6 protein-coding genes are annotated in these 7,121 nt (G+C 69.5%); 4 read left to right on the top strand and 2 right to left on the bottom strand.

Annotated elements, in window-relative coordinates:
- Positions 1 to 992: 992 nt before the first annotated feature.
- Positions 993 to 1,610 (bottom strand): hypothetical protein, encoded by a 618-nt coding sequence (locus VIB55_RS24255; protein ID WP_331879265.1) that lies wholly within the window; start codon positions 1,608 to 1,610, stop codon positions 993 to 995.
- Positions 1,607 to 1,807 carry a hypothetical protein gene (locus VIB55_RS24260; RefSeq protein ID WP_331879266.1) on the bottom strand — a complete coding sequence of 67 codons (201 nt, stop codon included), beginning with the start codon at positions 1,805 to 1,807 and terminating at the stop codon, positions 1,607 to 1,609. The genes VIB55_RS24255 and VIB55_RS24260 overlap by 4 nt, the downstream gene beginning before the upstream one ends.
- A 247-nt stretch (positions 1,808 to 2,054) precedes the next feature.
- On the opposite strand from VIB55_RS24260, the gene VIB55_RS24265 reads away from it, so the two are divergent.
- The 4 genes from VIB55_RS24265 to VIB55_RS24280 all read left to right on the top strand — a co-directional run bounded on the left by VIB55_RS24265 (position 2,055) and on the right by VIB55_RS24280 (position 6,815).
- Positions 2,055 to 3,299, top strand: a complete 1,245-nt coding sequence (locus VIB55_RS24265) for a 6-bladed beta-propeller (RefSeq protein ID WP_331879267.1) — start codon at positions 2,055 to 2,057, stop codon at positions 3,297 to 3,299.
- A gap of 188 nt (positions 3,300 to 3,487) precedes the next feature.
- Entirely contained in the window at positions 3,488 to 4,207 is a 720-nt protein-coding gene (locus VIB55_RS24270; RefSeq protein ID WP_331879268.1) for an esterase family protein, read from the top strand.
- Positions 4,208 to 4,299: 92 nt separating this feature from the next.
- Positions 4,300 to 5,448, top strand: a complete 1,149-nt coding sequence (locus VIB55_RS24275) for a hypothetical protein (RefSeq protein WP_331879269.1) — start codon at positions 4,300 to 4,302, stop codon at positions 5,446 to 5,448.
- The gene (locus VIB55_RS24280; protein WP_331879271.1) at positions 5,445 to 6,815 is read left to right on the top strand and encodes a circularly permuted type 2 ATP-grasp protein; all 1,371 of its coding nucleotides are present in this window, start codon (positions 5,445 to 5,447) and stop codon (positions 6,813 to 6,815) included. Before VIB55_RS24275 ends, VIB55_RS24280 begins: the two co-directional genes overlap by 4 nt.
- Positions 6,816 to 7,121 lie beyond the last annotated feature (306 nt).

Genomic DNA, 7,121 nt, shown 5'->3' on the forward strand with positions numbered 1-7,121 from the left:
GGCTGCCGTGGGGCCCTCACCCGTCCTCGCTTGGGCTCGTCCACCCTCTCCCACAAACAGCGTGGGAGAGGGGGTACACACCAGTCGGGTGCGCGTCCAAGTTATTGGTGGGCACCCACTTGTCGTCCAGGCCCAGGCGCACCATACTTGGCCACACCCATCTGCCATCCTGAGCCCAAAGGGCACCTCACCTGCCCGCACAACCGCGGTCTGTCATCCTGAGCCCCAGGCGCACCTCACCTGCCCAAGCCCCATCCCTCGCGGGGCGAAGGATATAGCGGCGGATACGTACCAGCCGGGGCGCGGCAGCGGTCACCAGCGCCGCGGCCACGACGCTGCTGGGGCGACTGAAGTCGCGGCAACAACGGCCCGAAGTCCGCCTTCGCGGACTGCACGCGAAGCCGGGTGCACGAGGCCAGCCGAAGCGCGTTTCAGGTCTCCCCCTCCCCTGCGCAGCGGGGGACGGGGGCCGGGGGGAGGGGGCACCCAGGGGCATGCACCGGCAACCCGTCGAACCCAATCGAAGTTCTCCCCTCTCCCGGCGCAGTTTGCCGGGGGAGGGGCCGGGGAGGGGCCACCCCCGGGGAATGCGCCGGACCAGTCGAAACGCGCCACCCTCCGCCAGCCGCGACCAGACCGAGGCCCACGCTCCAACGACCGCTGCCGCGCCCCGTCTTGTACGTGTCCGCCGCAAGATCCTTCGGCGCGCGAGGCCTGGCGTACGGGATCCTACGGTGCGCCTGCGCCTCAGGATGACAGGCTTTGGCGTGGCAAGGAGGTCTGGGCAGCGCTCCACACTGGCTCCCTTCCCCCGCGCAGTTTGCGGGGGAAGGGCTGGGGATGGGGGGCGCCGCGGCATGCGCCAGACCCAGCCCTATCCGGTTCGTCGTCCTTCCGTCGTCCTTCCGTCGTCCTTCCGTCGTCCTCCCGTCGTCCTTCCGTCGTCCTCCCGTCGTCCCGCCGTCGCCCTTCCGTAGTCCCGACTACGACCCTCAGACCACCTGCTTCCCATCCCGGAACACGCGCACCCCAGCCGTGCCGCCGCCGTGCAGGAGCAGCCGGGCGCCGCGTCCTCCGTAGGCGCGCATCAGGTCGTGCATCAGCGGCTCTTCGCCGTGCCACGGGTACCCGAACACCAGGTCGAAGTCCTCCAGCGGGTGCCCCAGCGCGGGATATCCCGAAGCGCCGTCGCCGATGGTGCCGATGCGCCCGTCCCCGCCCTTGGGCCGGTACCTGTAGCCCGAGGGGATGAAGCTGCCCGCCACGAACTTGGCCGACGAGCCGTAGCGCTCCGCCAGCCCGCGCGCCACGTCCACCAGCTCGCCGTCCAGCTCCAGCCCGTAGGCCTCGAACCCCAGCAGGTCCGCCATGATGGTGATGACCCCCGTGGCCGAGCCCCACTCCAGAAAGCGGAGCCCCGGCGCACGCAGCTCGATCAGCGCGTCCAGCACCACCTCGTAGTCGGCCGGGACGAACGGGTGCCACTCGTTCTGGCGCACCTCGGTATCGAAGCGGCGCCAGATTTCCCACCCCTCTTCGCTCAGGGCAGAAATCCGGGCGCGCAGTTCCGCGTCCACGCCCGCCGGCCGGGGTGGTGCCCCAGCGCTCACGCGTCGTCCTCGTCGGCCGGCTCGGACTCTCCGCCGGGCCCCTCGGTGCCCTCGTCGTCGATCGGGTTGCCGAACTCGTCTTCCAGACCGCCGCCCTCCTTGCGGGCCAGCTTCTTCGCGGCCTTTTCTTCTTTCTTCTTCTGCTTGTCGATTTCCTTCTGGCGCTTCTCGAAATTGTAGTTGGGACGCCTCGCCATTTTTGCTCCGGTTCGTAGGTGCGTGCTCGCCGCTGATGCCGCGCGATGGCTGAATCTAGCTCGCCGGCGCGCCCGGCGCTCGGTTCCATCCCCCGTTCCTGCACCTTCCGGTCCCCCGCACGCGCGGTGGCCCTTCATCAATTTCTCATCCGTGCGAGCAACAGTCCCGTTCGTGGCGGCGTCCAACCCGCGGCAGGAACCCGGACGGCGGCATTCGGTTTTTCGAACAGACCCACCAGGAGCGGGGATGATGATCAGGATGAGGACCACGGCGGCCTCGCTGCTGGCGGCGGCGCTGATGACGGCCGGCGCCTCGGCGGCGCAGGACCGGGTGGTGCAGCTGCCGCGGCAGGACCGCGTGCTGCAGGGAACGGCGCCGCAGGTGTACGCCGTCGGCGCGGCGGAGGGTGCGGACCACGAGATCTTCGGCGAGATCGCGGGCGTGGCCTTCGACGCGTCCGACAACCTGTACGTGCTGGACCGCCCCAACGCGCGGGTGATGGTGTACGGGCCGAACGGCCGCTTCCTCCGCCAGATCGGGCGCAAGGGCCAGGGCCCGGGCGAGCTGACGGTGCCCATGCAGCTCGCCATCACGGGCGACGGCACCGTCGTGGTGATGGACCTGGCCCGGCCCGCGTACAGTCTGTTCCGGCCGGATGGAACGTTCATCCGCAACGTGGCCGTCGAGGGCCTGATGCCCGGTCCGAACTCCCCGATGGCCTGGCACCCGCGCGGCGGCGTGGTGAGCACCTTCCGCGCGGCGCCCAGCAACAACCCGCGGACCGGCACCCACACGGAGAACATCGTACCGCTGACCTTCTATCCGTTCGGCGGCGGAAACCCCGTACGGCTGTACCAGATCCCGCAGCAGTGGACCACGCAAAGCTCCAGCAGCGGCCCCGGGCAAATGCAGATCCGCTTGTCGCCGCCGCCCACGTTCTCTCCCGCGGTGCTGTTCGGCGTGCTGCCGGGCGGGCAGATGGCGCTGAGCTTCACCTCCGGCTACACGGTGCGCATCCTGGACGCCAACGGGCAGACCGTGCGCTACCTGCAGCGGGCCATGCCCGTGCGCCGGACCACGGACCGCGACCGCGAGCGTGCCCGGGCGGAGCGGCGGGAGATGATGCAGAGCGGCCGGGGCAGGATCACCATCACCCGGGGCGGCGGTGGCGGCCCCCCGCCGCGTGGCGCGCCGGGCGGCGCCGAGATGGAGCGGATGCTCGGGGAGATGCGCTTCGCGGACACCATCCCGGCGCTGAAGGGGCTGCGCGTGGCGCCGTCCGGCAAGCTGTGGGTGGAGCGCACGCCAGCATCCGGCGTCGAAGACGGCCCGGTAGACCTGCTGACGGCCGAGGGGCAGTACCTGGGCACCATCAACGGCCTGGGCCTGCCGGCGGCGATCAGCCGGGGCGGGCTGGCCGCCTTCACCGAGGTAGACGACCTGGGCGTGGACCGCGTCGTCGTGCGCCGATTGCCGCAGCCCTGGCGGTAGGGACGTCGGACGCTGGATGCCGAACGGGCGCGGAGCGGATCCGCGCCCGTTTCTGCGTCCGAATCCATCGTTCATCGCCTCTTCCGTCCGTACCCGCACGCCCCTACGTTGCCGCCGGTGCGGGGTTTGCGGGTGCAGCCGCGCCCCCGTGCAACGACGAGCGCACCTGACCGGAGGAAGAGCCCCACGTGAATCGCGAGTACCACCGCTGGCACAGCCCCTCGTTGGGGCGTGACATGGAGATGCTGGTCTTTGGCCATTCGGGCGCGCGCATGGTGGTGTTTCCCACCTCGCAGGGGCGCTACTACGAGTGGGAAGACCGCGGGATGACGAACGTGCTGGGCGACCACCTGCGCAACGGGTGGCTGCAGCTCTACTGCGTCGACAGCGTGGACGCCGAAAGCTGGTACGCGCGCTGGAAGCATCCGCGCGACCGCGCCCAGCGGCAGTACGACTACGAGAACTACGTGGTGCGCGAGGTGGTTCCATTCTCGCGCAGCCGCAACGACAACCCGTTCCTGATGGCGACCGGCGCCAGCTTCGGCGCCTACCACGCGGTCACGATGGCGCTGCGGCACCCGCACGTCTTCAACCGGGTGATCGGGATGAGCGGGATGTACGACATCCGCGAGTTCGCCGACGGCTACTACGACGACGCCATCAAGGGCAACAACCCGTCGCACTTCGTCAGCGAGCTGCACGACCACGGGCACCTGGAGGCGCTGCGCCGGATGGACATCATCCTGGCGACGGGCGAATCGGACCGGTTCGTCGACAACAACCGCCACCTCTCGCGCATCCTGTGGGAGAAGGGCGTGGGCAACGCGCTGCGGCTGTGGGACGGGTGGTCGCACGACTGGCCGTACTGGGAGCGGATGATCCGCACGTACATCAACGGAAGCGACTGAGACTGCAAGTGCGTGAGTGCGTGAGTGCGTGAGTGCGTGAGGGCGGGGGCGAACGCCGGGAACCGGCAATCAAACGAACCGGAGGAGCGGAGATGGCGCTGAAAGTGGGGCTGATCGTGGGGCGGGAGTGGTCGTTTCCCCCGGCCTTCATCGAAGAAGTCAACCGGCGGAACGAGGGCGTCACCGCCGAGTTCGTGCAGCTGGGCGCGCCGCGCATGGACGACCCCAGCGAGTACGCGGTGATCATCGACCGCATCTCGCACGAGGTGCCGTTCTACCGCACCTACCTGAAGCAGGCCGTCATCCAGGGGTGCACCGTCGTCAACAACCCGTTCATGTGGACGGCCGACGACAAGTTCTTCGGCGCCGCGCTGGCCACGCGCCTGGGGATCGCGCATCCCAAGACCATCGTGCTCCCCAACAAGGAGTACATCCCCGGCATCGTGCACGACGAGTCGCTCCGCAACCTCAAGTACCCGCTGGACTGGGAGGCCATCGTCGAGTACATCGGCCTGCCCTGCATTCTCAAGGACGCGCACGGCGGCGGGTGGAAGGACGTGTACGTCTGCCGCACCATGCGCGAGCTGATCGACAACTACGACCAGTCGGGCCTGCTCACGATGATCGTGCAGGAGTTCATCCACTGGGACCACTTCATCCGCTGCATCTGCCTGGGACAGGACGAGATCCTTCCCATCAAGTACGACCCGCGCGAGCGAAAGTACCACGTGGAGCACGCCCACATGGGCGAAGAGCTGGGGCGCCGCGTGGTGGACGACTCGCGCAAGCTGGTGCGGGCGCTGGGCTACGACATGAACTCCATGGAGTGGGCGGTGCGCGACGGCGTTCCCTACGCCATCGACTTCATGAACCCCGCGCCCGACATGGACATCTACTCGCTCACGCCGCACTACTTCGACTGGGTGGTCAAGCACATGGCCGACATGGCCATCGACCTGGCCAGGAACCCGCGGCCGCAGGTGCGCGAGCTCAAGTGGGAAGACCTGTTCGCCGGCTCGCGCCATTCGGCCGAGATGGTGGGCGGCGCCGCGGTGCTGGGCTCCGGCTCGCCTCCGCCCGTCGAGGCCCCGGCCGAGGCCCCGACGAAGGCACCGGCTGCACCATCCGTGACGGGTTCAGGCACCGCGTCCTCCGCCCGGCCCGCCGCCCGGCCCGCCGCCGACCCCGGTGACGCGCCGGACGCCGTCGTCCGCGCCGAGGCCGAAGAGGGGCACGCGTGAACGACGCCGGCACCGTTCGCGAGGCCATCGAGACCTGGCACGGGCTGCTGGGCGACGAGGGGCTGGCGGCGGGGAGCGCGGAGCGGATGGAAGACGACCACCGGCGCCGGGGGATGTACTTCGGCGACCGGCCGCTCTGCTCGGTGCTGCGCCCGCGCATGCTGACGCACGCCCAGTACGCCTGGATCCGGCGCCAGGTGGGCACGCTGATGAGCGCGTACCGCAAGATCCACGAGCGCGCGATGGCGGATGACGGCTTCCGCGCCCAGTTCCACCTGCTGGACTGGGAAGAAGAGATCGTGCACTTCGATCCCGGCTTCCGCTCGCCCTGCCCCACGTCGCGGCTGGACACCTTCTTCTCTGCCGAGGACGGCACGCTGAAGGTGACGGAGTACAACGCCGAAACGCCCGCGGGCGCCGGGTACGTGGACGTGCTTTCGGAGTCGTTCCTGGCGCTGCCCGTGACGGGCGAGTTCATGCGCACGCACGTGCTGCATCCGCTTCCCGCCAGGCACGGGGTGCTCCACGCGCTCCTGCAGTCGTACGAGGAGTGGTCGGGCCGCCGCGAGCTGCCGCGCATCGGCATTTTGGACTGGAGCGACGTGCCGACGCAGAGCGAGTTCATCTTCTTCCGCGACTACTTCCGCGCGCACGGCATCGAGGCCGAGATCGCCGATCCCCGCGAGTGCGAGTACCGGGACGGCAAGCTGATCGCCCCCGGCGGGTTCGAGATCACGCTCGTCTACAAGCGTGTGCTGATCGACGAGCTGATCATGCGGATGGGGATGGACAACCCGGTCGTGCAGGCGGTGAAGGACGGCGCCGTGTGCATGATCAACCCATTCCGTTGCAAGGTGATCTACAAGAAGGCGGGGCTGGCCGTGCTGGGCGACGAGCGCAATGCGGAGATGTTCGATGCGGACGAGCGCGCGGTGATCGACGCCTGCATCCCGTGGACGCGCGTGGTGGAGGAGCGCCACACGAGTCGCGGCGCGGAGCAGGTGGACCTGCTGCCGTGGATGGCGCAGAACCGCGAGCGGCTGGTGCTGAAGCCCAACGACGACTACGGCGGGCACGGCATCGTGCTGGGCTGGCTCGTCTCGGACGACGAGTGGTCGGCGGCGATGCAGACGGCGCTGACGCGTCCGCACGTGGTGCAGGAGCGCATCATCCTGCCCACCGAGCCCTTCCCCAGCTGGGTGGACGGCCAGGTGCAGGTGACCGACCGCATGCTCGACATCGCACCGTACGTAACGATGACGGCGCACGTGGACGGCGCACTCACGCGCATCGCCACGGACCCGCTGCTGAACGTGACGGCCGGTGGCGGATCGAGCGTGTCCACGATGCTGGTGGAGCGGCGGTAGGGGCCCCTCCCGCGGCCCCGGCCCTGCTGGGGCGACTGAAGTCGCGGCAACAACGGCCCAAAGTCCGCCTTCGCGGACTGCACGCACGGTCGAGTGTGCGAAGGCCAGCCGAGACGCAGTTCAGGTCTCCCCCTCCCCTGCGCAGCGGGGGACGGGGGCCGGGGGGTGGGGGCTCCATCAGCATGCGACGGACCCTGTCGAAGCGCGTTCGAAGTTCTCCTCTCTCCCGCGCTGTTTGCGGGGGAGAGGCCAGGAGAGGGGGCTGCCGCGGCACGAACCGAGACGCAGCCCCATCCGGCGCGAAGT

It is taken from the genome of Longimicrobium sp. (assembly GCF_036554565.1).
In the GTDB taxonomy this organism is placed as follows: Bacteria; Gemmatimonadota; Gemmatimonadetes; order Longimicrobiales; family Longimicrobiaceae; genus Longimicrobium.